24 protein-coding genes are annotated in these 24,634 nt (G+C 47.7%); 22 read left to right on the forward strand and 2 right to left on the reverse strand.

What is annotated here, in order from left to right:
* The first annotated feature begins 56 nt into the window (after nt 1–56).
* The 9 genes from L0M98_RS13770 to L0M98_RS13810 all read left to right on the forward strand — a co-directional run bounded on the left by L0M98_RS13770 (nt 57) and on the right by L0M98_RS13810 (nt 7,052).
* Nucleotides 57–2,153, forward strand: a complete 2,097-nt coding sequence (locus L0M98_RS13770) for a type IA DNA topoisomerase (protein ID WP_172774812.1) — start codon at nt 57–59, stop codon at nt 2,151–2,153.
* A 196-nt stretch (nt 2,154–2,349) separates the two neighbouring features.
* Nucleotides 2,350–2,586, forward strand: a complete 237-nt coding sequence (locus tag L0M98_RS13775) for a hypothetical protein (RefSeq protein ID WP_008766683.1) — start codon at nt 2,350–2,352, stop codon at nt 2,584–2,586.
* 141 nt (nt 2,587–2,727) lie between these two features.
* Nucleotides 2,728–2,946: a hypothetical protein gene (locus L0M98_RS13780; RefSeq protein WP_172774811.1), complete on the forward strand. Its 219-nt coding sequence runs from the start codon at nt 2,728–2,730 to the stop codon at nt 2,944–2,946.
* Nucleotides 2,947–2,952: 6 nt separating this feature from the next.
* Nucleotides 2,953–3,174, forward strand: a complete 222-nt coding sequence (locus tag L0M98_RS13785) for a hypothetical protein (protein WP_025076690.1) — start codon at nt 2,953–2,955, stop codon at nt 3,172–3,174.
* A 31-nt stretch (nt 3,175–3,205) separates the two neighbouring features.
* Nucleotides 3,206–4,180: a PRTRC system protein E gene (locus L0M98_RS13790; protein ID WP_172774810.1), complete on the forward strand. Its 975-nt coding sequence runs from the start codon at nt 3,206–3,208 to the stop codon at nt 4,178–4,180.
* A 4-nt stretch (nt 4,181–4,184) separates the two neighbouring features.
* Nucleotides 4,185–4,406, forward strand: coding sequence for a PRTRC system protein C (locus tag L0M98_RS13795; RefSeq protein WP_122141209.1), 222 nt, complete (start codon nt 4,185–4,187; stop codon nt 4,404–4,406).
* A gap of 49 nt (nt 4,407–4,455) precedes the next feature.
* On the forward strand, nt 4,456–5,544 hold the full coding sequence (locus tag L0M98_RS13800) for a hypothetical protein (protein ID WP_122141201.1): 1,089 nt from the start codon (nt 4,456–4,458) through the stop codon (nt 5,542–5,544).
* A 3-nt stretch (nt 5,545–5,547) separates the two neighbouring features.
* Nucleotides 5,548–6,267, forward strand: a complete 720-nt coding sequence (locus L0M98_RS13805; protein WP_227216630.1) for a prokaryotic E2 ligase family D protein — start codon at nt 5,548–5,550, stop codon at nt 6,265–6,267.
* Nucleotides 6,264–7,052, forward strand: coding sequence for a PRTRC system ThiF family protein (locus tag L0M98_RS13810; RefSeq protein WP_151875313.1), 789 nt, complete (start codon nt 6,264–6,266; stop codon nt 7,050–7,052). Before L0M98_RS13805 ends, L0M98_RS13810 begins: the two co-directional genes overlap by 4 nt.
* 87 nt (nt 7,053–7,139) lie before the next feature.
* On the opposite strand, the gene L0M98_RS13815 is transcribed toward L0M98_RS13810, so the two are convergent.
* Nucleotides 7,140–7,895, reverse strand: coding sequence for a LytR/AlgR family response regulator transcription factor (locus L0M98_RS13815; protein ID WP_151875314.1), 756 nt, complete (start codon nt 7,893–7,895; stop codon nt 7,140–7,142).
* Complete coding sequence (locus tag L0M98_RS13820) at nt 7,876–8,967, reverse strand: sensor histidine kinase (protein ID WP_151875315.1); 1,092 nt, start codon at nt 8,965–8,967, stop codon at nt 7,876–7,878. The genes L0M98_RS13815 and L0M98_RS13820 overlap by 20 nt, the downstream gene beginning before the upstream one ends.
* A gap of 325 nt (nt 8,968–9,292) precedes the next feature.
* Between L0M98_RS13820 and L0M98_RS13825 the strand changes: the two genes are divergently transcribed.
* The 13 genes from L0M98_RS13825 (at nt 9,293) to L0M98_RS13885 (ending at nt 24,625) form a co-directional block, all read left to right on the forward strand.
* Complete coding sequence (locus tag L0M98_RS13825; RefSeq protein WP_227216629.1) at nt 9,293–9,940, forward strand: hypothetical protein; 648 nt, start codon at nt 9,293–9,295, stop codon at nt 9,938–9,940.
* A gap of 30 nt (nt 9,941–9,970) precedes the next feature.
* A complete protein-coding gene (locus L0M98_RS13830; RefSeq protein WP_151875317.1) occupies nt 9,971–10,645 on the forward strand; it encodes a porin family protein in 675 nt (224 codons plus the stop codon).
* Nucleotides 10,646–10,660: 15 nt separating this feature from the next.
* Nucleotides 10,661–11,326, forward strand: coding sequence for a DUF5034 domain-containing protein (locus tag L0M98_RS13835; RefSeq protein WP_151875318.1), 666 nt, complete (start codon nt 10,661–10,663; stop codon nt 11,324–11,326).
* A gap of 43 nt (nt 11,327–11,369) precedes the next feature.
* Entirely contained in the window at nt 11,370–12,188 is an 819-nt protein-coding gene (locus tag L0M98_RS13840) for a hypothetical protein (RefSeq protein WP_016270803.1), read from the forward strand.
* Nucleotides 12,189–12,193: 5 nt separating this feature from the next.
* A complete protein-coding gene (locus L0M98_RS13845) occupies nt 12,194–12,346 on the forward strand; it encodes a hypothetical protein (protein ID WP_167371343.1) in 153 nt (50 codons plus the stop codon).
* Nucleotides 12,347–12,550: 204 nt separating this feature from the next.
* A complete protein-coding gene (locus L0M98_RS13850) occupies nt 12,551–13,123 on the forward strand; it encodes an Ig-like domain-containing protein (RefSeq protein ID WP_007655484.1) in 573 nt (190 codons plus the stop codon).
* 294 nt (nt 13,124–13,417) lie between these two features.
* Nucleotides 13,418–13,690 carry a hypothetical protein gene (locus tag L0M98_RS13855; protein ID WP_151875319.1) on the forward strand — a complete coding sequence of 91 codons (273 nt, stop codon included), beginning with the start codon at nt 13,418–13,420 and terminating at the stop codon, nt 13,688–13,690.
* Between the two features lie 266 nt (nt 13,691–13,956).
* On the forward strand, nt 13,957–16,185 hold the full coding sequence (locus tag L0M98_RS13860) for an outer membrane beta-barrel family protein (RefSeq protein ID WP_227216628.1): 2,229 nt from the start codon (nt 13,957–13,959) through the stop codon (nt 16,183–16,185).
* A 210-nt stretch (nt 16,186–16,395) separates the two neighbouring features.
* Entirely contained in the window at nt 16,396–18,189 is a 1,794-nt protein-coding gene (locus L0M98_RS13865; protein WP_151875321.1) for an LTA synthase family protein, read from the forward strand.
* A 262-nt stretch (nt 18,190–18,451) separates the two neighbouring features.
* Nucleotides 18,452–18,991 (forward strand): GNAT family N-acetyltransferase, encoded by a 540-nt coding sequence (locus L0M98_RS13870; protein ID WP_100263567.1) that lies wholly within the window; start codon nt 18,452–18,454, stop codon nt 18,989–18,991.
* Nucleotides 18,992–19,034: 43 nt separating this feature from the next.
* On the forward strand, nt 19,035–20,156 hold the full coding sequence (locus L0M98_RS13875) for an efflux RND transporter periplasmic adaptor subunit (protein ID WP_100263566.1): 1,122 nt from the start codon (nt 19,035–19,037) through the stop codon (nt 20,154–20,156).
* Nucleotides 20,153–23,266, forward strand: coding sequence for an efflux RND transporter permease subunit (locus L0M98_RS13880; protein WP_195564245.1), 3,114 nt, complete (start codon nt 20,153–20,155; stop codon nt 23,264–23,266). The genes L0M98_RS13875 and L0M98_RS13880 overlap by 4 nt, the downstream gene beginning before the upstream one ends.
* On the forward strand, nt 23,267–24,625 hold the full coding sequence (locus L0M98_RS13885; RefSeq protein ID WP_005809240.1) for an efflux transporter outer membrane subunit: 1,359 nt from the start codon (nt 23,267–23,269) through the stop codon (nt 24,623–24,625). It begins immediately after the preceding gene.
* Nucleotides 24,626–24,634 lie beyond the last annotated feature (9 nt).

The following is a 24,634-nucleotide window of genomic DNA, read 5'->3' on the forward strand; positions in this document are numbered from 1 at the left end:
GCCGTTTCCCGTTTTCCGGTTCCGGTAGCGGGGAACGGCTTAAATTTTATCCGAACATGAAAGCAATCATAGCAGAAAAGCCGAGTGTCGGCATGGATATAGCCCGTGTGGTCGGGGCTACCGACAAGAAAGACGGCTACTGTACAGGCAACGGGTATATGGTCACGTGGGCGTTGGGACACCTGGTGTCGCTCGCCATGCCCGGTGCGTATGGCTACACGAAAACCTCCGCCGAAAACCTCCCGATGCTGCCGGACCCGTTCCGTCTGGTGTCCCGCCAGGTCAGGACGGACAAAGGGATGGTGACGGACATCGCCGCCGCCAAACAACTGAAAATCATCGACAGCGTGTTCGACCGGTGCGACAGCATCATCGTGGCTACCGACTGTGCCCGTGAAGGGGAACTTATCTTCCGCTGGATATATTCCTACTTAGGCTATACCAAACCGTTCAAACGCCTGTGGATCTCCTCTCTCACCGACGAGGCCATCCGCGAGGGTTTGGCGAACCTCCGGGACGGCAGCGACTACGACAGCCTGTATGCCGCCGCCGACTGCCGGGCAAAGGCGGACTGGCTGGTGGGCATGAACGCGAGCCGCGCGTTGGCGATAGCTTCCGGCTCGGCGAACAACTCCATAGGACGTGTACAGACCCCGACGCTCGCCATGATATGTGCCCGCTTCAAGGAGAACCGGAATTTCGTCTCTACCCCTTACTGGCAGCTGCACCTCACGCTGAAACGGCAGGACGCGCACCGCATGTTCATCCACACGGAAGAGTTCAAGGAGAAGGATGCGGCAGAGGCGGCATACCGGAAAATCACTTCCGGTTCTGTGGCAACAGTCACTGGGTCGGAACACAAGAAGACTTTCCAACAGGCCCCGCTTCTGTACGACCTGACCACGCTTCAGAAAGATTGCAACGTCCATTATGACCTGACAGCGGAGAAGACCCTCTCCATCGCCCAATCCTTGTATGAAAAGAAGCTTATTTCTTATCCGAGGACGGGAAGCCGCCATATCCCGGAGGATGTCATGCTGTACATTCCTTCCTTGCTGGGAAAAGTGGTTTCCATGCCGGAATTCAGGGAATACGGACAGTCTTTCGACCTGTCCAGTCTGAATACCCGCAGCGTGGATGACACGAAAGTGACCGACCACCATGCCCTTATTATCACGGGTATCATCCCCGAAGGGTTGTCCGAGGCGGAATCTACCGTTTACACCCTGATAGCCGGAAGGATGCTGGAAGCATTCTCGCCACCCTGCGAGAAGGAACTTTTGGTCATGGAATGTGCCTGCGAGGGAATGGCGTTCCGTTCCCGCTCTTCCTCCATTGTCAGACCGGGCTGGCGCGGCGTGTTCGCCAGAAAGGAGGACAGAGAGAAGGACGAGCCGGAACGTGACGGGGGGACGGCGGAGTTTGCCGAAGACGAGACCGTTCCGGTCATGGGACATGGATTGGCGCAGAAGAAGACCCTGCCCAAGCCGCTGTACACGGAGGCCACGCTGCTGGCGGCGATGGAGACCTGCGGGAAAAACATCACGGACGAACAGGCGAAGGAGGCCATCAAGGATTTGGGCATAGGCACACCCGCCACCCGTGCCGCCATCATTACCACCCTTGTCAAACGTGACTATATCGCCCGCTCCGGCAAAAGTATCATCCCGACCGAAAAAGGGATGTATATCTATGAGGCGGTGAAGGACATGCGTGTGGCGGACGTGGGACTGACGGGAAGCTGGGAGAAGACCCTGGCGCAGGTGGAGGGGCATACCCTCGATACGGAAACCTTCATGCAGTCCATCCGGGATTACACCCGCAGGGCAACCGAAGAGATCCTGCGTCTGGAATTCCCGGCCATGCAGGAAAGGGCGTTCACCTGCCCCAAGTGCAAGACGGGGAAAATCATCCTCCGTTCCAAAGTGGCCAGGTGTGCCCATGACGGGTGCGGGCTGCTGGTGTTCCGCCGTATCCTGAACAAGGAACTGACCGACACCCACATGGAACAGCTTTTCTCCTCCGGCACCACCAGACTCATCAAGGGGTTCAAGGGGAAGAAAGGCGTACCGTTCGATGCCGCCGTCACTTTCGATGCGGAATACAACACGGTATTCTCGTTCCCGAAAACCGGGAACGGAAAGAAAAAATAACACCGTCATTCCAATTCGCGGGCAAAGGTAGCGCACCGCCTTTTTCCACCGGCAAGGTCAGGCCCTCCGGGTTTCGGGGAAAATCATCCTCGCGCCGCTCCGGTATTTTCCCTCGAAAACCTTGCCTGTGGAGGCGGTACGCATCCCGGCCCTTGAAATTGGAAAAGACTGTTTCACCCGTTAATATCGGAATGTCATGAAAACAAGGGAATATATCGACAAGATTCAAGCGAACAGATGGGTACGGACCATCGCATTGGGCTTTGCAGCCTTCATCGTGTTCAGTTATATGTACACACGGGGCATATCCCCCGTGTGGGCTGCGGTAGCCATCGTGTGTTTCAGGGGATTCTTCAGGTTCCTGTACCGGATAGCTTGCCTTCTGGTGGCTGCGGCCATACTTTTCTGCATACTCAGTTTTCTGGTATCCTGACAATATTTGACCATGAAACATAACTGCCATACAAAATCAAGTGGAACCTTACAGAACAGGGCTGTCTTCCGGGACGGCTCTTTTTGTTTTCCGCCCTCTGTGGAACCGGAAACCATAACGACAGGGATAAAAGGAAAAGGGATGAAAACACAGACTTGGCATACCGGAAACTACCGGGCAAAGTTGGCAAATGCCTTTGTTCGGACGGCAAGGTCAAGCCTTGCGGTTTCGGAAAAAATCATCCTCGCCGGAGGCTTGCGGTATTTTTCCCGAAAACCTTGCCTTACCGAAGGCATCTGCCGTCGGGCCCTTGTAGTTCACGGGCTGCCAAAGCCCGAATATTCACAATTAAAAAAATAAAGAGACATGAACCAAGCATTTGCAACAAGCGCACCGCCGGCTCCCATGAGGATGCCCATGCCGGTAACGAGAAGAAAAAGGACGGTGGAACCCGAACCTGCCGTCAAGTTCCCGCCACGGGGGACGACAGGACCGGTACACATTTCCACCCTGTTGAACCCGATACTGGAAATCAGCCGCCATCCCGACAGGAACAGGCTGCTGGCCAAACTGTTCAGTGAAGAATAAAACCCAGTAATAACTTTTAATACATCAAATTATGTTTTTTACAGCAATCCACCAGATGATGACCGAAGGCGTGGATCTCACGCTTGTCATCCGCAAAGCGAACGGACAACTGACAGTATCCTTACTGCCGAAGTCGAACGGGCTGAAGGACGAAGCCCAGAACCACCTCGTACCACTGACCGTCAGCGGGCTGCCGCAGGAACTGGACGCCGGCTTCTTGCAAGCCGTAGCACGTCCTATACAGAAGACTACCGGACTGATTTCCAACATGGCGCAATTCGAGGCGCAGGCTGAGAAGGCAGCGTCCGAGAGCAAGGCTGCCAAGGAGACCAAAGCGAAGGAAACGAAAGAGGAAAAGGAGAAGCGGGAGAAGTACGAGAAACATTTCAAGAAAGCGGAGGAACTGATCGCCGCCAAGAACCACAAGGAGGCGGTTACCGCGCTCGGGCAGGCACGTCTTTACGCCAAACCACAGGACCAGAAGAAAATCGACGAGATGGTGGCGGAACAGACAAAGGCGATGAACAAGGGCAGCCTGTTTGAACTGATGGATGAACCGGCTCCACAGCCACAACAGCCGCAGGCACAACCGGCAGCCGCACCCCAACAACCACGGCAGGCTCCACAATATCCTCCGCAACCGCAGGCGCAGAGACCGATGGCAACGCAGGCTCCCGGCGGACAGCAGAGACCGGCAGCCGGCCCTCAGCAACAGCAGGCAATGTGGCCGCCGCAACAACCGCCACAAGGACCGGGACAATATTACCAGCCACAGTCGCAACCCTACATGGGACAGCAGCCCGTGCCGCAACAGGCTCCACAACCCGCACACGGAGGATACCATGGGACACATTGGCAGGAGCCGGCACAGCACCCGGAAGAACTGGTCCCACATTACCATGTCGGAGAGGATGAACCAAATTACCGTCCGGAGGATTACGAGGAATATCCCGATTTCCCGCAGTCCATGTTAGAAAATCATGTCTCACAATATCAAGCAGTATAAGATTATGGCACTCGAAATAACAGGAATGACGCGCTCATTCACATTCAAGAAAGGCAGCGGAATGGTAATGCTCGATGATCCCAACCCGTCGGACAGCCCCGAAATGGTCATGAGCTATTACTCCAACTTCTACCCGGAGCTGACAACGGCAACGGTACACGGACCGGTCATCAAGGACGACAAAGCCGTGTACGAGTTCAAGACCACCATCGGGACCAAAGGATAGGAAGCATGAAGAAGGAACGAAAGAAAAAGAACAACAAGAAAAGGAAACCATGTGTACCATTGGACGAACAACAGTCAAGGCAGCTGGCGAAGCTCATCATCGGTCAGACGCAAAGGCATGTACGGTACGGCGTGAACAGGGAAGAACGGATTGCGGCTCCAAGCGGGGCCGTAATTCTTTTCTAAGCACAGCCTTCATACCGCTGGCACAGAATAATCTTACCGTGGATTGTTACGACAGCGGCGAATGCAACAGTATAAACGTAATCACGCGGGATAACTACGAATTCCTGCGTGATTCGTATTTCAGGTATTCCCTGCTGTTGCAGAAGGAAGGAGTACACACGCCCGGAAACAGTGTCGGGGAAGGCATTGCCAATCTGTACGATGAAATGAACACGCTTGTCGGTGACGAACTGCATGTCAACATCGAGCAGGAAGCCGGCAGGCTTTTCTTCCGGCTGTGGAAATACCACAAGTGGGGAAGTTTCACGCTGTATTACTTTCCGGTGAAGTTTCTGGAATCGCTCAACCCTGTCTTGAGGAGGATTGCCATTACCTTTATCCATAAACTGATGAAAGCAAACGGCATTGATACATTCGTGGATTACGAAGAATCGGACTTTTTGTTTGAAATGCTTTCGGAGGATGACGGCAGCGACCCGGAGGAGTGGAAAGAACGCATGAAACTGCTGAACTCCTATCAGGAAGGAAAAATCAGCAGGCTGCTCAAACGGGTGGAATCGAAATCCTACTACAAGAACCTGCCGAAAGCACTGGATACATACGAACCCCGAAACGGGTTTGAACAGCCTTTGGTCGATGCGATGAAACGGGGTCTCCCGTTTCTGACGCCTGCACGGGGCATCATGCAATACGCTTATGACGCCTATTACTCGGAGAATCCGGACTTCCACCCGATGTACCTGCAACAGCAGATAAGGGTCGTGTATGATATCAACGACATCGTATCCGACTATCTCCTTGACTATTATAATTCTTACAGCAGGGAGACCTACGACATCACTCCGGTGACCGTCCGCGACCTGTCGCCCGATACCGAAGAACTGTTCAGCATGGACGATTACCCGGAACGGTTCTTTCGGTGGGCGGACGAATTCATATCTTTAATCAGTTGAATTATGTTGGAAACGAATGAACTTACCCAAAAATTGAGGACGCTGCTCCATCCGAGGGCGGCGTTGATTGCCTATTCAGGCGAGAAAGACAACTCTTATGCCTCTGACAACAACTATTTTGTTGAGATAAGGGATATAGACGATAACGGAATGATGGGAGAAGGCCGGCCCGTCACGGTGGATTTCATGAACGAACTGGTGCGCGGTTATTCCGAAAGCCACAGCACCACGCCATACGGCAGGATTCCGCCCAATATGCTGTGGTGCGACCTGCGCAAGGGCAGTGAGAGGTATATCTGGTACAACTCCCCACAGAAACGGATGATGTTTTTCAAGGAATCCCTTCAAGTAGAGAATGCAAAATACAACCTGCCGGGAGTCATTTACGTGGCAGGTGGCAGTTCGTTGAGTATATATGCTTACAAGGACAAGAAACTGACGGAAAAGACGGAGCTTTATGCCGCACCGTTCTTCAACGTGACAGGGGCAAATGTCTGTCTGGGTTCCGCTAAAATAGACAAGCCGAGAGATTTGACCTACAAAAACCTGTTGGAGTATTGGGAGAAGAAGTTCTGGCTGACGGAGTTCTCGCACTTGGGCGGCGGAGGCAACCCGACCAGATCCAACCTGGTACTGGTGACGAAAGCCGCCAAGGACAAGCTTTTCAACCTCGACGAACTGAAACCTTTGAATAACTTGAAACTGAAAGATATATTGAAATGAAAAGAGTACACTACATAGACAACTATCTGCTGAACCCGCAACACCCGGTCACGGTGAATCTGATAGGCGCGGGAGGAACCGGCTCGCAGGTATTGACCTGTCTGGCACGGCTGGACGTGACATTGCGGGCACTCGGACATCCGGGATTGTTCGTGACACTTTATGACCCGGACATAGTGACGGATGCCAACATCGGCCGTCAGCTTTTCGGCAGTTCCGACCTGGGGCTGAACAAGGCGCAATGCCTGATTACCCGTGTGAACAATTTCTTCGGCAATGACTGGAAAGCGGTACCGGATATTTTCCCGACCGTGCTGAAAGATGCCAGACGGGATGACATGGCGAATATCACCGTCACATGTACCGACAACATCAAGTCACGGCTTGACTTATGGAACGTATTGAAAGCCGTGCCCGCCTCGAATTACCGTGATTACGAGACACCGCTTTACTGGATGGATTTCGGGAATACGCAAAACACGGGGCAGGTTGTATTGGGAACCATACCCAAGAAAATGAAACAGCCCGCTTCCGAGTTGTACAAGACTGTCGATTCGTTGAAGGTCATTACCCGGTTCGTGAAATACGCAAGAGTGAAGGAGACGGATTCTGGACCGAGTTGCTCCTTGGCGGAGGCGTTGGAAAAGCAGGACTTGTTCATCAACTCCACGCTGGCACAACTCGGCTGCAATATCCTGTGGAAGATGTTCCGTAACGGGATGTTGGAACATCACGGGCTGTTCCTTAATTTAGAAACGATGAAAGTGAATCCGATAATAATATAACTTGTTTAAAAGAGGATGAGCCAAATGCAAATTTTGTAAGAATCAAAATTAAACGAACATAATTTCACTTTACGCACATGTTAATAATTACCTGTCAATCCATTCTTTAAGCCTCTGCGCCTTTTCCTTACTCACTTGTATTTCCGTCTTCGGATAACCTTTCAAACGGATAATCAACTTTCCTCCAAAATAATTACCGAGGAACAAAACGTGCTCTACATTGATAATATATTGGCGGTTTGCCCGGAAGAAATAGTCGGGATTCAGTTGGTGTTCAAGTTCATCCATTGACACATTGACCACTTCGGAAGTGCCGTTGTTAAGACGGAGATATACAATCTTGTTTTCTGTTTCGATGTGGTTGATGTCCGAAACACGCACGGTCTTATATCCGTCACGGTAAGGAAGCAAGAAACGCTCCCGATAACGGAACTTGTTTTTCTGTAAGGCATCGAAAAGCTGCTGTAGGTTTTCGTCGGTATAATTCTTACCGGCTTTGGCCGCCTTGTCAATGGCCGCTTCAAGTTCATCCGAATCCAACGGTTTCAGAAGATAGTCGAAACTGTTGAACTTGAATGCTTGTACCGCATATTCGTCGTATGCGGTGGTAAATATGATAGGTATGGTTGCCGGGGCATATTTTAGAGCTTCGAAACTCAAACCGTCAGTCAAACGGATATCCGCCAGAATGAGGTTTGTGGTTTTGCCGGATTGAAAGAATTCGACCGTCTCTTTGATGCTGGCAAGAGGGCCTTCGACAATAAATGTTCTGTCAATGTCGTTCAGCAGCCTTATGAGGCGTTTGGCATTGCGTGGCTCGTCTTCAAGAATCAGTATGTTCATAGGGGATGGTGTTTTTTATGATGGGCAGACTTACCGAATAAAAGTTTTCGGCATTCTCTATCTTGACCTTTTTATCACAAAGCAAAGCGTATCGTTCTGTGATATTTTTAAGTCCTAAACCGGTTGATTCGATTGGGGACATCAAAGGTGACTTAAGATTGCTGACTGTTATATAATCATCGGACAGCTTTATGTCGATGACCAGCGGATGTTCAGATGAAAAGCTGTTATGTTTTATTGCGTTTTCCACAAGAAGCTGCAATACAGCCGGTGGAAGAAAACCTTTGCATTGTCTGACGCCCGGACTTATTTTTGCAATGACACCTTCGTCGTGGCGCACCTTCATCAAGTACAAGTATGAATCAAGAAACTTGATTTCGTCCGCGACAGGTATCAGATTCCGGTCCAAGTTGGTGATGATGTATCGGTATACTTTCGACAGATTGCTCAGGAATTTTCCGGCAAGTCCGCTATCCTCCTCAATCAGCTCCAACAGGTTGTTGAAGTTGTTGAACATGAAATGCGGATTGATTTGCAGTTTCAGGGAATTGAGCTGTGACTGCAAGGCTATCTCCTTTTCTTTCATCAGTGCCATTTCAAGTGCCTGTTTCTCGTCGCGTGCCTTGATGTAAGACTGAAGATAGAACGTGTTGGCATAGACGCTTGACAAGAATGTGGAAATCATGGCAAAAGTATATGCGCCTTTCATGTTGAGGAGCTCGTCAAGAAGCCCGTTCCCGTTTTCACCCCATAGGAAATTGAACAAAGAAATCATGCCGAATGCGACAACGTTGTTCAGGGTAAAAAGGCAGGAAGCATAGACAATCACCCACACATAGGATGTCCGAAAAGGCAATATCCTAAAGACCAAAAAGGAAAATCCTAAAGAGATGTAGGTAAATAGCATACAAAACAGATAATCGATGATATAATCGGCTACCGTCATCTCTGGCAATTGGCCGGCGGTTTCATCATCGAGTATAAACCACAGGATGAGGTAGAGCATAAAGGAAACGGTCGATAACAACAGACCGTTCTTCCAATTCATTATTTTCATATTCTCGTTGGTCATATCGGATACAAAGTTACTTCATATTCCGCAAAAATAGGGATTTACTTCTTTAGTTGATAGTATAAAACCGACTGAAACGGATAAAATCACCATTGAAGTGATGAAAATGAATGTTGAAACGGATGGAGTTGCACTTTATGTTTGCCGAAATACCATTTAGAAAATCTGTTTTTCAAAATAAACCGCCTATTTGGGCGGTTCAGATATAAATTTATCCGTTTCAGCCGAATTTTACTGTTACAGCCAAAGCAACACGGGTAATTTTGCATCCATATAGGGTAAATACCGCATGATAAAGTCTGAATCAACCAAATTTTTAAGTAGCATGAAACATTTAAGTTTTTTGAGAAGACATGCCAATATAGTATTCTGCTTACTTTTGTGTCTTGTCTATCAGAGAGCTGAATCTAAAGAATTGTTTTCAAACAATTCTTTAGATACTTGCTATGTGTTAGCTATTGCAAATGTCGATTTAACAACGGATTTGCAAAAAAAATATGAAGAGAGGAACATTGCAACGTCTGCGATTGTCGGATACAGCTTTAGTGATGATGAGGTGAAAATTTATTTGTTGGATGACAGGTATGATTTTGATCTGTATTCTATCCAGAAAGGAGATAGCATAACTTTACATTATCCTCATACGTCACAAGAGAAAGAGAAGAAAGCAATAGCTATACATAATCACAGTTTCCAAGAACGTATCAGAAAGAATGATAGCATCTATATTGATATTGATTTTTGGAATATTGAGAAGAAATTGAGTTTGCCCCCTTCTTTGGACGATGGCCTGTTCCTTAAATGGGAAATCGCAAAACGACGCTTTATAAAGCATATAGTAAAAGATAGCCAAGGCTTCCATAAATTAGATGTTGAGAACGAAGATGATTTACGTTTGTCCAAGCGTACATTCGGCCAGTTATATTGTATGTACATATTGGCACATAATGAGACCATGAGGCATGAAAAGTAACTTATTTGTTTTTTTATAAATGATTTTTGTATGAAGAAAATTCTATTGACATTGCTTCTCGCCCTGCCATTCTGCATGGTGGCGAAAGCACAAGATTTCAGAGTGGGAATAACGGGAGGTTACAATCTCAGTTCTCCAAGTGGTTACAAATCTCAGTCCGGTTTTCATGTCGGTGTAAAGGGAGAACTTGGTCTTCCTATAGTGACAAAAGGCCTTTACATGGACTTCGGATTGATGCTCTCTTCACATGGCTGGAAGAGTCCGGGATACTATTACGACGGTAACTATAACCCCTCTGCAGGCGAAAAACCGGACAAACCATCATCTGGCTATACTTCAGACAATAAGTGTACCCCTTACTACCTGAATATTCCCATCCATATCGGTTACAAGTTTCCCGTAGGACGGAACGTCAGTTTGTTCATCAACGCTGGACCATATTTTAACATCGGCCTGTTTGGTAAAGCAAAAGAAACCATCACTCCCGATAAGGGAACTGCCACGACAAAAGAGATGGTAGGCAATGTGTTCAGTGACAAGATGCTTAATCGCTTCGATTGGGGGCTGGGATTCCGTGCCGGAACGGAGATTGCCCGCCATATCCAGCTTTCCATTGGGTATGATTGGGGGACGAAGAATATAAACAAGAGTGGTGTGGACAACAAGAACAGGACATTTGTGGCATCTTGCGCTTATATGTTCTGAAATAGGTATTCGCAAATGACAAAAGCCATGAAAGTTTTCACGTATATCATGATGGTTGGGGCACTCTGTTGTTTGTTCTGCTGCTCTAAAGAAAAAGAAGATGCACCAACAGGTGCTACATTCAATAAAACATTTGTTACTGGTTATTTGACACCCGAATCTATTGTCATATCAAAAATGAATTCAGGAATTAAAATCACGTTTAAGGGGGATTTGATTACTTCTGGTAGGAGTTTTGATGCTTTATCAATATATTACAATGATTTATCTTATAATAGATATACTATTGATGGACCACGTACGGCAATTAATGATAGTATATACAAGATTGAAGTCTACACTGTCGAGAATTTTGATGCATCGCATCCTGCTGGAAGTGATATTTCAGATTTGATAGAATGTAGGTATATTTCTTATTATGATTACATACAAAGTGGTTATAAGAAAGAAGATAAAGATGTTGGACAATATATAGATATGACAGAATATTGGGGAATTGAAGGAGCAAAGATGCTGAAAGATGAACTTACGAAAATAAATAATAGAAATACGAAGCTTATTGCACCAACCCTTGTTTTAAAATTCAAAAAAGAGCCAGAGAATAAAGGAAAATTCCAATTCAATTTAGTCTTTCATTTGGAAGAAAAAGAAATAAAAGATTCCATTGAATATGAATTTTAATATAAAACTATTCAAGTTTAGCTTTAAGATTTAAAGTATCATTATGTGGAAACAGAAATTGAAAATTTGCGGTATTAATCTGGCGGCATATATTGTGGTTCTCATTATCATGGCTATGTTGTCCGTTTGCTCCCGATTGTACGGGCAAGAAAAACCAATGTTGTCCCCTGAACATACCAAACGGATTGCACCGGGCATTGACACCACCAAACTGCCGTCTTTTGAATATGGAAAGTCATTTCTGTCTCCACATTTTGGTATCATTCACAAGAAGCCTGAAATGCTTTTGAATTTTCGCCCTGATTACACGTTAGGAATCCCTGTTGACCGTTCATCCTTACATAAAGGCGAATATCGCGTTGGCGGAGTTATTCATCGGTTTGACAAGGTGAATGTTTGGGGTCGTGGCAGACAGGAGAACATCATAGGAGTTGGCGTATCGAACTATGCTGAAGTTAAAACGGCATATTCTCCAAACGAGAGATGGAAATTGGGCATAAGCCTCTATGCGCACAAACTGAGTATTCCTCGTTCGAGTAGCAATACATTCGGGATGGGAGCCGATGTTTCCTATAAATTCTATCCCAAAACATCGCTTCATCTCTTTGGTACATACTATCTGTTGGATATGAAACCGAAGAGGTGTTTAGACGGCTATCATTATGGCGGTTATCTGTCTTTTGATTTGGCAGAACGATGGTCAATGGATGTGGGCATGAGACGTTATGGAAACAACTTGTTCCACCAGCAATGGACTGTGCCGATTATACGTCCGTCGTATAAGCATAACGGCAGCGAAATAAACGCTGATTTTGGTGGGATGTTCCAGCAAATCCTGAAAGGTTTATTCTTTAATCATTGACAAGTATGAAACAGAAAAAAAGCAAAATAACGATTATTGCAGTATGGATTCTGCTATGCGGGTGCGTGGTATGTATGAGTTCGTGCAGCCATTTGCTATACAATCCGTCCAACAAGGCAGAACAAGTGACGGTGACTATTAAACAGCCCATAAAATAAAGTTCATATGATTATGTGATAATCTAAAACAAGATTGCAAAACCCGTAAGAAAGTTATTTCAAATAATGAATACGGCGTTTCGGATGCTGTTTTCGCCGTTTTAGATAAAATGTAATTGAAGAGCTTACACTGAAGTACTACTTTTGTTTTGCAATTGCATAAAAGAGCGTTCAACAAAACAACAAGGTTTAAAAAAAAGAACAATGAAAAAAGTAAAATTTATCAAATTCACTATGGCGTTTTTCGCCTGTGTTCTTGCAGTAACCATGGGTTCCTGCGATAAGAACGATGACCCCAAAGTTCCAGATCTCAAGTGCACCCCTTCTAAGGTAGAAGTGGCTCCCGGTAAAACAGCAACGGTGACTGTAAGCGGTGGCACGGCTCCATTTACAGTGACCTCAAGTGATAGCAAGATTGCAACAGCTAAAGCAGACAAGAACACTATTACAATTACCGGTGTCAAAAATGGTACAGCGACCATACTCATCTCCGACTCAAAGAAACTTACAGGAAAGGTTCCTGTGATGGTCAAAGATATGGCATCCGAACTTGATTTCGATAAAAAGTCTATATCCGTAACTGCCGGGAAGGAAGAGACTGTCACTGTAAAAGGTGGTTCCGCTCCTTTTACAGCAACCGCCAAGGACACGAAAATTGCCACAGTCACAATCAAAGATGGAAAGATTATTATCAAAGGTGTCAAGGCTGGCAGCACTTCAGTAACTGTTACTGATAAGGATAAGAAAGCTGGAACTATTTCAGTTACAGTAAAATAAAGTGTTAAAAATCCTATTGGGAAGGAAGAAGAAACGCATGTATTTTTTCCCTCCAATAGGATTGTTATGTATTATGGTTTGCTAACAAAAATGAATGGAGTAATGGGATATCGAAAAAGGAGTCGTATTGACAATTGTCTTTTTATTAGTTATTTGCATGACAAATTGCCGTTCATGCTGCTACGGATAAGGGTCAGTAATAATTTTGGAGATAAACACGAATTATATAAGACCCCGTTATTGTATCCTTACCTAAGTTTTGGATATACTATTAAATAACGTCAATAGTTCAAAATGGAAAATCCACTTCCTTTGAAACTCATAGAAGAGCAAGAGTTATTTGAAAAACTGTTGGAACTTCTGGTTTTATCAACGCATTCTCCCAAAGGCCGATTTTCAAAAGATAATAGTTACATTATATTTAAGAAAAAGATGGAAACAACAAAAGATGGGAACACTGTAAAATTGGTATTGCCTTTCCCTCATTTTTTGTGGATACTTGCCAACCAACCTGAGATCCTCAAAGGAAAAGCAAATAAAGTCAATAAAAACGGAGATAATAAGTAATATTGACATACTGTGAGGCGTTGTCTTTATTCAGATCATCATGTTGCCCCAAATTAATTATTAATGACTGCATTTACATGTGGGCTCGGTGTATTCACTTCATCCTTATGTTTTCTGAAAATTATTATGAAGTGGGATAATCTTGCGTTTTATCTGGGGATAAATTACTGGAATGCAAACATTAATGGCAGCAGTAAATGGGGAAAGAATATGGCTGACAATCGGATACGGTTCGTTATTTTGATAACATAAATATTTTGGCAAAAATGCATAGTAAGAAATCAAATATTGGCATGGCGGCAAAGGCATTCCTGCTAACAGCTATAGGATTACCTATGGGGGTAAGTGCACAGGGGATAATCGAGGAAAAGGCAGATACGATAGTTGTTTATCCGACACAGCACCTTGAGGAGGTTGTCATCGTGCATCAGGTCCCGATAGTCAAACTAAAAACCGACAAGGTGACTTATCAGGTGAGTAATGATGTGGAGTCAAAGACACGCAGTGTATTGGACATACTGCGCAAGGTTCCTATGGTAACCGTGGACGGACGAAACAATATCATGGTAAACGGCTCCGCACAGTTCAAGGTTTATGTGGATGGAAGATTGAGTACTGTCATCACTCGCAATCCAAAACAGACGTTACGCAGTATGCCTGCCAGTCACGTGAAGAACATTGAAGTTATCACCAATCCAGGTGCCCAGTATGATGCAGAGGGAACTGGAGGTGTCCTTTGCATCACCACCAAGAAAGGTGGAGCCAAACAAGCATTGGCATTAGAAGACGACGGGTATGACGGAGCCACAAGTGGCTCCGTACACCTTCTGACAGGTATTCTGAGCAACGGAGTTGACGCCAGTCTCTCCGGTCAACAAGGCAAATGGTCGTATGACGTAAATTTGAACGGAGAATATATGTATTCAACGGGTACCATTGTAGAATCGGAGGTGACCGGCAACGGGACACGTCAATGGATGCGACAAAAGTCCTCATCAAAGATGCCATTCTCAATGGGCGAAGTTGGTGTGGGATACGAGATTGATTCCGTCCAATCACTCCATGTTTCCATGTCCACGACTTGGTTTGCCACAAAAGAAAAGAGCCGTCCCTCCTATCTTTACTCAGGCGGTATGTGGGGACAGGAGATGACTTTCAGTGGTAGTCAGAAGATGAATATGAACGAGATTTCGGTAGATGGAGGCATCGATTACCAACGTCAGTGGGGTGACAGGGGCAGGCTGTTTGCGAGTTATCAGATAAGCCATGCTCCCAACCGGAATGATACCGAGAACAGATACGATGGTCTTGACACCTCCTTGCACCCCGAAATCACTTCCACTGTGAAGGACATCCGTACAGAAATTTGTGACCGCACCACACAACACCACCTATCCACCGACCTTACCATTCCGCTTACCCGGCATCAACAGCTCAACACCGGTGTGAAGTTCTCCTTCGACCGTGGAGAGAGTCAGGCTACCGAAATGCGCTTTTTGAATGGCGGTTTCGTGGAACAAAAGGCGGCTGCCATGCACTACCGACAATCTCAAAACATAGCCGCCCTGTATGCCGAATGGGAGGCTCAATGGGGATGGCTGGGCTTGAAGGAGGGCCTTCGCTATGAACATACCTGGCAGAAATCACGCTATCTGAAGGGAGAAGGGAGTAAATTCTCGCTTCACTATGGCGACCTCGTACCATCCGTATCTCTTACTGCCAAAGCTAAGGAGAACAGCACATTTGGCGTGAGCTACACCATGCGTATACGTCGGCCAAGAATCAATGAACTCGACCCATACGTCAATAAGTCCGACCCTACCCAGCTTTCGTATGGCAATCCCAACCTGAAAGCACAACATCTAAATAATCTGGCTATTGTACATACGTTGAGGGCAAATACGTTAGCAATGCGAATCAGCCTCAATCATTCATGGAGTAACGATGGTATTGTCCGGTATTCATCAATGAAGGACGGGCGTATAAATACCACCTTTGGCAATATAGCCAGAAATCGCAAGACATCGCTGAATGCTTATGCCTCATGGAATGCGACACGTTCAACCCGCTTGATGCTGAATGGAGAGGTGGGCTATAGTGACATGCGAAGCCGGGAGATTGATGCCCGCAACTATGGTTGGCATGGCAACCTGAATCTGGGGTGGCAACAGAATCTGCCTTGGCAGTTGAAATGGAGCAGTAATCTGGAATGGATGTCGCGTCGGTACTCTCTCCAAGGTTACGATTCGGGTATGATGATGATAAGCGCAACACTCGCACGTTCTTTCCTCAATGACAAACTGGATGTGGCTATCAGTGGCATGAGCGGTTTAGGTCATGGTGGTAAAATGTATTGGGAGTCGGTATCCCGCACCAAGGATTTCACGAATATATCACGATTCATTGAACCCATGCAGGACATCACCATAGGTATCACTTATACGTTTGATGGAAAAAGTAGGAAATATACAGAAAACCGTATCGGATTCATTTGAAATGGGGGACAGTCGTATCGTAAAACAGCAGACAAAACGAAGAGGAAAATGATGAATCGTATTTAGCATGAATGCAACTGTCCGGACTGTTCTGAGAGCAGCCAAGGTTGAAGTAATTGATGGTGATATATTTTATCTTATGAAACAAGATATTATCGTTCTCTGTGTAGTGAAAAATAATTAGGAAGAATCGCTAAACTGAATTAGCCAATGACTGTTGGTAAACAAGAAAGGGATGTCACGGACAACAAGATGCTGTCCGTCATTCCAGTAGCAGGAATATTTTTCAAGTTTCTCCTGTTCAATGCAATATGGTGTTATTACACCACCTTTACACCTTTTTCATGCTGGGAATCGTATGCCACTGCTTTTGTGGCAACCCTTCTGTTGTCTGTCCCTTATATATTGACAAGGCATATTGCGGCAGGCGTGCTTGTCATGTCTGTGCTGGATATATGGATGGTTGCCAACCTGATGTATTACCGTACCTATTTTTCAGCCATTCCTCTGTCAAGTTATATGTTGGCGGGAAATCTTGCAGACTTCCTGCCAAGCGTGACCGCTTCGTTACGATGGTGTGATTTATTGTTCCCAATTTCGACAGTCGTCACCGTATTCCTTACATTTCGGATAGGTTGCCGGCAGAAAATCACATTGCGATTTAGCAGACGGACATATTTCGTATTGCTGATTTTTTCATGTGCCCTGTTAAGTATCAATTTATCCGTCCGGGGAGGTTTCATTGCGATATACAGGGCATTGAGGTCATCCGCACATCAACACGCCAGTGGCCCGCCACTCTACACGCTGTTCGGCACACTTTATTTTGATTATGCGGAGGAGTTGCCCGAACTTACAGAAGAACAGGAGCGTGAGATTCATACCTGGCTCTCCGGGAGACCGCCGCTTGTTCCCGTACCGGACATTGAATGCAGGGACAACAGCATCCTTATTTTGGCTGAATCACTGGAAAGTTGGGTGTTGAATCTTACGGTCGAAAATCAGGAAATCACACCTTACCTTAACAAGCTCCTCAAAGAGCCATCCACGCTGTATGCGCCCCATGTGCTAACACAAGTCAACGGAGGGCGTTCCATTGACGCCCAGTTGCTTATGCTTGCCGGTCTGTTGCCATTGCAGACCGGCGCATACAGTTGCCGTTTCCCTTTCAATACATACCACACTTTGCCCAAAGCTATGAAGGAGCTGAAAGGCACACGGAACTATCTTCTCACGGTGGACAAGACAAAGACATGGAACCAAGGAGCAGTGGCACGGAGTTTCGGGATAGACACAATTATCTCTTATCCCGATTTCCGAATGACGGAAACATTCGGAAATCGGAAGCGACTGGGTGACAGGGCTTTTTTTGCCCAATGTAGGGAAAAGATTGAAAAAGGAGAAGTTTGGCACTCCGGTGAAAACGTATTTATCCAGATGGTCACTTATTCCGGTCATTCACCGTTCAAGATGCCCGAATCGCTTAAAACCGTTCATTTCTCTAATCGGGTTCCCGAAATCATGGCAGACTATATGACCGTAGCGCATTATACAGACGAAGCTATCGGGAAATTCGTGGAATATCTGAAAACCCGTCCCGAATATGAACGTACAATGGTTGTGATAACCGGTGACCACGAGGGCTTGGCAGACCACCGGAAAGAACTGTGCCATACAAAGGCCGGGAAAGGAATAATTTCTGAAGACGAGTTCACTCCATTCATAGTATTGAACTCTCCTGTGCCGATGCACTATCTCAAAGTTATGGGACAGATTGACATATATCCTACACTTCTAAACTTGCTTGGTCTGGAAAAATTCCGATGGAGCGGTATTGGTCAAAGCATTCTTGACCCTCGGAAGCCGGGCATTGCTATTAGTCCGAAAAGAAAAATAGACGGTGACACCTTGCATATATCTGCGGATGAACTTTTACGGATGCAGCAATCTCAAGTAATCTCTGACCGGATAATACGATTCGATAAACTGAAAGATCTACGATAGCCGATACTTCGGAAGTCATTTTTGTTGTTTCAGGCGTGTTTTTCTCTGTTTCGATTGTATTCCGATTGTTACGACCTCGGATACGAAATATTTTTGCACCAGAAAACATGAATAACATGATTATCGAAACGATTAAACGGCTGTCAATAGATATGTTCATTGCAATCATGGCGATTGAAGCAATTGTCATTGCGGCAATCGCTTTGTCGCTTTTGATTGGTATGTTTTGCAAATAATCCCACAAGACATGGAGCAAAAGGAAATATATATCGAAACCGAACGAATTATCATTCGAAATTTCAAGCAGAAGGATGCCGAAGGATTGTTGGAGTATCTTTCTAATCCTCGTGTGAATTGCTTTGCCGGAGACCGCCTTTGTTCCGAAGAGGCGGCATGGGCATATATGCAGTATTCCCCGAAAGACATGCTGCGCTATGCGGTGAGTCTGAAAAAAGATGACTTTATTATCGGTGACGTGTTTGCTTTGCGTGAGAATGAGGACACTTATAATGTGGGGTGGCATTTCAACAAACGTTTTGAAGGCAAAGGATTCGCTTGTGAAGCGGCTACCGGATTGTTGGATTATCTTTTTCGGGAGGCGGGCGCACGGCGTATCTATGGATTTGTGGAAGATGACAATATCCGTTCCAAACGCTTATGCGAACGTCTTGGTATGCGCCGCGAAGGATGTTTCAAAGAGTTTGTGACATTCGTAAACAATCCTGACGGCTCCCCCAAATATGAAGATACCTGTGTTTATGCCATTCTCGAAAAAGAGTGGAATACCATCCGTCAGTGGTGACACACCAAACCTATTATGAATTAATACAAAACAAGAAGAAAATATGAACAAGCAATTCATTATCACGAATTTCGCCGCATTTGCCCTCATGCTATTCCTGCCGACCGGATGCAGGCAGGCGGACGGCAAGCAGGATGCGGTGCAGAGTTATCGGGTCATAAAGGTCGCGGCAAGTCCGGTGGAAATCTCCGAGTCCTATTCCGCCGCCATACGCGGACGGCAGGATGTGGACATCATGCCTCAAATATCAGGGCGCATCATCCGGCTGTGCGTGAAAGAGGGTGAACGGGTGAAAACCGGACAAGTATTGGCAGTAATCGACCAAGCTCCCTATCTGGCCGCATTGCGTACGGCATCGGCAAATGTCAGCGCGGCACAGGCAAAAGCGGAAACGGCACGAATCGAGCTGCAGGGCAAGCAGGCGTTGTTTGACGAGAAGGTCATATCCGACTACGATCTTTCTCTCGCCCGGAACCAACTGGCAGTGTCGCTTGCCGAACTCGAACAGGCAAAGGCACAAGAAGCGGATGCACGCAACAATCTCTCCTATACGGAAATCAAAAGTCCGAGCAACGGAGTGGTAGGTACATTGCCCTATCGTATCGGTGCGCTTGTCGGCCCCAATATGGCGCAGCCTTTCACGGTCGTGTCCGACAATGCGGAGATGTATGCCTATTTCTCCATTTCGGAGAATATGCTACGGCGATATTCGGCTCGCTATGACTCGATTGACAGCATGATAGCCGGAACGCCGGAAGTGCGCCTGCAACTCAACGACGGCAGCCTGTACAAGGCGAAAGGACATATCGAAACCGTAAGCGGTGTGGTGGACCCTGTTACCGGAACGGTACAAATCAAAGCCCTGTTCCCCAATCCCGACCGCGAACTGTTGAGTGGCAGCATCGGCAATGTCATCCTTCAAAATCCGAAAACGGAGGCCGTAACCATCCCCATGACCGCCACCGTGGAACTGCAAGACAAGACTATCGCTTACCGTCTGAAAAACGGACAGGCGGAAGCTGCCTATCTCACGGTGGACCGCCTGAACGACGGCAACCGGTTTATCGTAAGAGAAGGGCTCTCGGTCGGTGACACCATTGTCGCCGAAGGCGTGGGGCTGGTGAGAGAAGGCATGAGCATAACCCCTAAAAACGAACCGAAATGAACCTGCGATTTTTTATAGACCGCCCGGTGTTTTCGGGCGTTATCTCGGTGGTGATCGTACTGTTGGGCATGATTTCCATGCTTTCCTTGCCGGTGGAACAATACCCCGACATCGCACCTCCGACCATCAACGTATTCGCAACCTATCCTGGAGCAAACGCTGAAACTGTGCAGAAGGCAGTGATAACCCCTCTGGAAGAAGCCATCAACGGCGTGGAAGACATGACCTATATGACTTCCACGGCATCGAATACGGGCGATGCTTCCATCAACATCTATTTCAAGCAGGGAACCAACGCGGACATGGCGGCGGTAAACGTGCAGAACCGCGTGAACGGCGCGCTGAGCCAGCTTCCGGCGGAAGCCACCAAGACCGGTGTCACCACTGAAAAGCAGCAGAATGCCGAACTGATGACTTTCGCGCTCTATTCGCCCGATGACCGCTTCGACCAGACCTTCCTGAACAATTACGTGAAAATCAATGTCGAGCCGAGGCTGAAACGTATCAGCGGCGTGGGAAAGGCACAGTTGTTCGGTTCCAACTACAGCATGCGACTTTGGCTGCGTCCCGACAAGATGGCGCAATACGGGCTTATCCCCGATGACATCTCTGCCGTACTTGCACGACAGAACATCGAGGCCGCCACCGGCTCCTTCGGTGCCAATCATCCTACCGCCAATGAATACACGATGAAATACCGCGGACGCTTGTCCGGCGCGGAAGAGTTCGGTGAGTTGGTCGTTAAGTCACTACCGGGCGGCAATGTGCTTCGGTTGAAAGAGGTTGCGGATGTGGAACTGGGCGATGAATCCTACAACTACTCCTCCGAGGTGAACGGACATCCGGCAGCCATGATGCTCATCAACCAGAAAGCCGGGTCCAATGCTTCAAGTACCATCAAGGAGATTCACGAAGTGCTTGACGACCTTAGCCGGGACTTGCCCGAAGGGACGGAATTCGTGGTGCTTACCGACACCAACAAGTTTCTGTATGCCTCCATCCACTCAGTCCTTCGCACCTTATTGGAAGCGATACTTCTGGTCATCGTGGTGGTGTATGTGTTCTTGCAGGACATCAAGTCAACGCTTATCCCTACCATATCCATCTTCGTTTCCATCATCGGCACATTCGCCGTGATGTCCATGATTGGATTCTCCATCAACCTGCTCACCCTTTTCGCGCTTGTGCTTGCCATCGGAACCGTGGTCGATGATGCCATCGTGGTGGTGGAAGCGGTGCAGGCGAAGTTCGATGAGGGCTATCAATCAGCAGTTCTCGCGGCTGATGATGCCATGAAAGGCGTTTCGTCGGCTATCCTGACCTCTACCATAATCTTTATGGCAGTGTTTTTCCCCGTAGCCATGATGGGCGGGACTTCGGGAGCGTTCTACACGCAGTTCGGTATCACGATGGCTGTTGCCGTGGGAATCTCGGCAGTCAATGCCTTCACACTCTCACCGGCACTTTGCGCGCTGCTGCTGAAACCCTATATCGATGAGCAGGGCAACACTAAGAACAATTTTGCAGCCCGTTTCCGTAAAGCGTTCAATGCCGTCTTCGACAGTCTGAGCCGACGCTATGTACGTGGAGTGATGTTCATTATCCATCGCCGATGGCTGTTGTGGAGCATCATAGGCATTTCTTTCGGGTTGCTGGTGCTGCTGGTCAATGTCACAAAGACGGGACTTATTCCCGAAGAGGACACCGGGACGGTCATGGTGAGCATGAACACGAAGCCCGGCACATCCATGGCTCAGACAAGTAAGGTGATGGAGCGTATCAACAGCCGTCTCGACAGCATCGGCGAGATTGAATACAGCGGTGCGGTAGCCGGTTTCTCTTTCAGCGGTTCCGGTCCCTCGCAGGCGATGTATTTCGTGACACTCAAAGACTGGGAGGATCGTAAGGGAGAGGGGCAGTCGGTGAATGATGTCATCGGAAAGATTTATGCCGCCACTTCAGATATTCCCGATGCCACGGTGTTCGCCATGTCGCCTCCGATGATTGCCGGGTACGGCATGGGAAACGGTTTCGAGCTTTATTTGCAGGACAAGGCGGGCGGAAACATCGCCGCTTTCAAGGAAGAGGCGGACAAGTTTGTCGAAGCCTTGTCGCAACGACCCGAAATCGGCGAAGTCTATTCCTCCTTTGCCACGGACTATCCGCAATACTGGGTGGATATCGATGCCGCCAAATGTGAGCAGTCGGGTGTGTCGCCCGCAGATGTGCTTTCCACATTGTCGGGCTATTATACCGGACAATATGTTTCCGACTTTAACCGGTTCTCCAAGCTCTACCATGTGACCATGCAGGCTCCGGCGGAATATCGTGTGAATGCGGAATCCCTGCACCACATGTATGTGCGCGCCTCCGATGGCGGCATGTCGCCTTTGAGCCGGTTCGTGCGCCTGACCAAGACCAACGGCCCGTCAGACCTCACCCGTTTCAACCTGTTCAACGCCATCTCGATTAGCGGGTCGCCGGCGCAGGGTTACAGTTCAGGGCAGGTGCTCGAAGCCATCGGCGAGACGGCACGTGAAGTGCTTCCGTCAAATTACACATACGAGTTTGGCGGCATTTCGCGTGAGGAAAGCAAGACGACCAACAATGCCACGCTTATATTCCTGCTCTGCATGGTTCTGGTCTATCTGATTCTGTGCGCCTTGTATGAGAGCGTGTTCATACCCTTCGCGGTTCTGTTGTCGGTGCCTTGCGGACTAATGGGCAGTTTCCTGTTTGCGTGGCTCTTCGGTCTGGAGAACAACATCTACATGCAGACCGGATTAATCATGATTATCGGCCTGCTTGCCAAGACCGCCATCCTGCTTACCGAATACGCCGGCAAGCGGCGGTCGGAAGGCATGACGCTGGCACAGGCAGCATACAGTGCGGCAAAAGTCCGCCTGCGCCCTATATTGATGACTGTGCTGTCCATGGTGTTCGGTCTTGTCCCGCTGATGATGGCGCACGGAGTGGGTGCCAACGGCAGCCGTTCGCTTGCCACAGGTGTAATCGGTGGAATGATTGTCGGTACTTTGGCTCTGTTGTTCCTTGTGCCGTCATTGTTTATTGTATTCCAATATATTCAAGAACGTGTTAAGCATAATTAAATGAAGAAGACAGTAATATATATCATATTGTCAGGATGGATGTTTGCCGGTTGTGGCACATACAGCCGGTATCATCGTCCTGACCTCTCAACGGAGAATCTGTATCGGGACGTACCGGCGGACATTGATACAACGACCATCGCGTCCCTGTCGTGGCGGGAAATGTTTACCGACCCGAAACTCCAGTCCTTGATTGAAACCGGACTTGAACGGAACACAGACCTCAATGTGGCACGGTTACGCGTGGAAGCGACAGAAGCCGTCCTGATGACTGCCAGACTATCATATCTTCCATCACTGGGACTGACTGCCGAAGGTAATGCCAATAAACATGACGGAGCAACGGCAAAGACATATAATGTGGGAGCGTCGGCAAGCTGGGAACTGGACATCTTCGGCAAACTTACGGCGGCAAAGCGTGGTGCAGCCGCCGCGTTACAAGGAAGCCGTGCCTACCGGCAGGCCGTACAGACACAGCTTGTCGCCACTATTGCAGACAGTTACTACACCCTTGCCATGCTTGACGCACAAATGGCAATAAGTAACCGGACTTTGGAGAACTGGCGGACTACCGTACGTACTCTTGAAGCGTTGAAAAAAGTGGGGAAATCAAACGAAGCCGGCGTATTGCAGGCAAAGGCGAACGTGATGCGACTCGAAGCATCCCTGTTATCCATACGCAAGAGTATTTCCGAAACAGAAAATGCCCTGTCTGCGATACTTGCCATGCCGTCACACTCGATTGGACGAAGTAATCTGGCCGAGGCTGCTTTCCCCGATACTGTCTCGATTGGAGTCCCTTTGCAACTGCTTTCCAACCGTCCCGACGTGCGTCAGGCTGAAATGGAACTGGCGCAGGCGTTCTACGCCACCAATGCGGCTCGTGCCGCCTTCTATCCCAATATTACCCTCTCGGGGACTCTTGGATGGACTAATAACGGCGGTGGCGTAATCGTAAATCCCGGACAATGGTTGCTCAATGCCATCGGTTCCCTGACACAGCCCTTATTCAACCGGGGCACAAACATCGCCAACTTGAAGATAGCCAAAAGCCGTCAGGAAGAAGCCAAACTGTTGTTCCGGCAATCATTGCTGAACGCTGGAAAAGAAGTGAACGATGCTCTGACTGCATGGCAGACGGCAAAATCGCAAATTGAAATCAATGCTCGACAGGTTGAAACATTATGCGATGCTGTGCGAAAGACAGAATCGCTTATGCGTCATTCCAATGCCACCTATCTGGAAGTGTTGACCGCCCAACAGTCTCTTCTCGAAGCGGAAGTGCAACAGCTACAAACTCGTTTTGAACGCATACAAAGTGTAATCAAACTTTATCATGTGTTGGGAGGAGGAATGTAACTGCAATAA

This window comes from Butyricimonas sp. DFI.6.44 (genome assembly GCF_022132345.1).
GTDB classification, from domain to species: domain Bacteria; phylum Bacteroidota; class Bacteroidia; order Bacteroidales; family Marinifilaceae; genus Butyricimonas; species Butyricimonas muris.

What these genes read in the sequence shown, in the direction of transcription:
- L0M98_RS13800 (WP_122141201.1), top strand. Translation starts at nt 4,456, where the DNA reads ATGTGTACCATTGGACGAACAACAGTCAAGGCAGCTGGCGAAGCTCAT.
- L0M98_RS13885 (WP_005809240.1), top strand. Translation starts at nt 23,267, where the DNA reads ATGAAGAAGACAGTAATATATATCATATTGTCAGGATGGATGTTTGCC.
- L0M98_RS13850 (WP_007655484.1), top strand. Translation starts at nt 12,551, where the DNA reads ATGAAAAAAGTAAAATTTATCAAATTCACTATGGCGTTTTTCGCCTGT.
- L0M98_RS13875 (WP_100263566.1), top strand. Translation starts at nt 19,035, where the DNA reads ATGAACAAGCAATTCATTATCACGAATTTCGCCGCATTTGCCCTCATG.
- L0M98_RS13865 (WP_151875321.1), top strand. Translation starts at nt 16,396, where the DNA reads ATGACTGTTGGTAAACAAGAAAGGGATGTCACGGACAACAAGATGCTG.
- L0M98_RS13880 (WP_195564245.1), top strand. Translation starts at nt 20,153, where the DNA reads ATGAACCTGCGATTTTTTATAGACCGCCCGGTGTTTTCGGGCGTTATC.
- L0M98_RS13770 (WP_172774812.1), top strand. Translation starts at nt 57, where the DNA reads ATGAAAGCAATCATAGCAGAAAAGCCGAGTGTCGGCATGGATATAGCC.
- L0M98_RS13785 (WP_025076690.1), top strand. Translation starts at nt 2,953, where the DNA reads ATGAACCAAGCATTTGCAACAAGCGCACCGCCGGCTCCCATGAGGATG.
- L0M98_RS13860 (WP_227216628.1), top strand. Translation starts at nt 13,957, where the DNA reads ATGCATAGTAAGAAATCAAATATTGGCATGGCGGCAAAGGCATTCCTG.
- L0M98_RS13810 (WP_151875313.1), top strand. Translation starts at nt 6,264, where the DNA reads ATGAAAAGAGTACACTACATAGACAACTATCTGCTGAACCCGCAACAC.
- L0M98_RS13830 (WP_151875317.1), top strand. Translation starts at nt 9,971, where the DNA reads ATGAAGAAAATTCTATTGACATTGCTTCTCGCCCTGCCATTCTGCATG.
- L0M98_RS13855 (WP_151875319.1), top strand. Translation starts at nt 13,418, where the DNA reads ATGGAAAATCCACTTCCTTTGAAACTCATAGAAGAGCAAGAGTTATTT.
- L0M98_RS13820 (WP_151875315.1), bottom strand. Translation starts at nt 8,967, where the DNA reads ATGACCAACGAGAATATGAAAATAATGAATTGGAAGAACGGTCTGTTG.
- L0M98_RS13790 (WP_172774810.1), top strand. Translation starts at nt 3,206, where the DNA reads ATGTTTTTTACAGCAATCCACCAGATGATGACCGAAGGCGTGGATCTC.
- L0M98_RS13780 (WP_172774811.1), top strand. Translation starts at nt 2,728, where the DNA reads ATGAAAACACAGACTTGGCATACCGGAAACTACCGGGCAAAGTTGGCA.
- L0M98_RS13795 (WP_122141209.1), top strand. Translation starts at nt 4,185, where the DNA reads ATGGCACTCGAAATAACAGGAATGACGCGCTCATTCACATTCAAGAAA.
- L0M98_RS13815 (WP_151875314.1), bottom strand. Translation starts at nt 7,895, where the DNA reads ATGAACATACTGATTCTTGAAGACGAGCCACGCAATGCCAAACGCCTC.
- L0M98_RS13775 (WP_008766683.1), top strand. Translation starts at nt 2,350, where the DNA reads ATGAAAACAAGGGAATATATCGACAAGATTCAAGCGAACAGATGGGTA.
- L0M98_RS13835 (WP_151875318.1), top strand. Translation starts at nt 10,661, where the DNA reads ATGACAAAAGCCATGAAAGTTTTCACGTATATCATGATGGTTGGGGCA.
- L0M98_RS13845 (WP_167371343.1), top strand. Translation starts at nt 12,194, where the DNA reads ATGAAACAGAAAAAAAGCAAAATAACGATTATTGCAGTATGGATTCTG.
- L0M98_RS13840 (WP_016270803.1), top strand. Translation starts at nt 11,370, where the DNA reads ATGTGGAAACAGAAATTGAAAATTTGCGGTATTAATCTGGCGGCATAT.
- L0M98_RS13825 (WP_227216629.1), top strand. Translation starts at nt 9,293, where the DNA reads ATGAAACATTTAAGTTTTTTGAGAAGACATGCCAATATAGTATTCTGC.
- L0M98_RS13805 (WP_227216630.1), top strand. Translation starts at nt 5,548, where the DNA reads ATGTTGGAAACGAATGAACTTACCCAAAAATTGAGGACGCTGCTCCAT.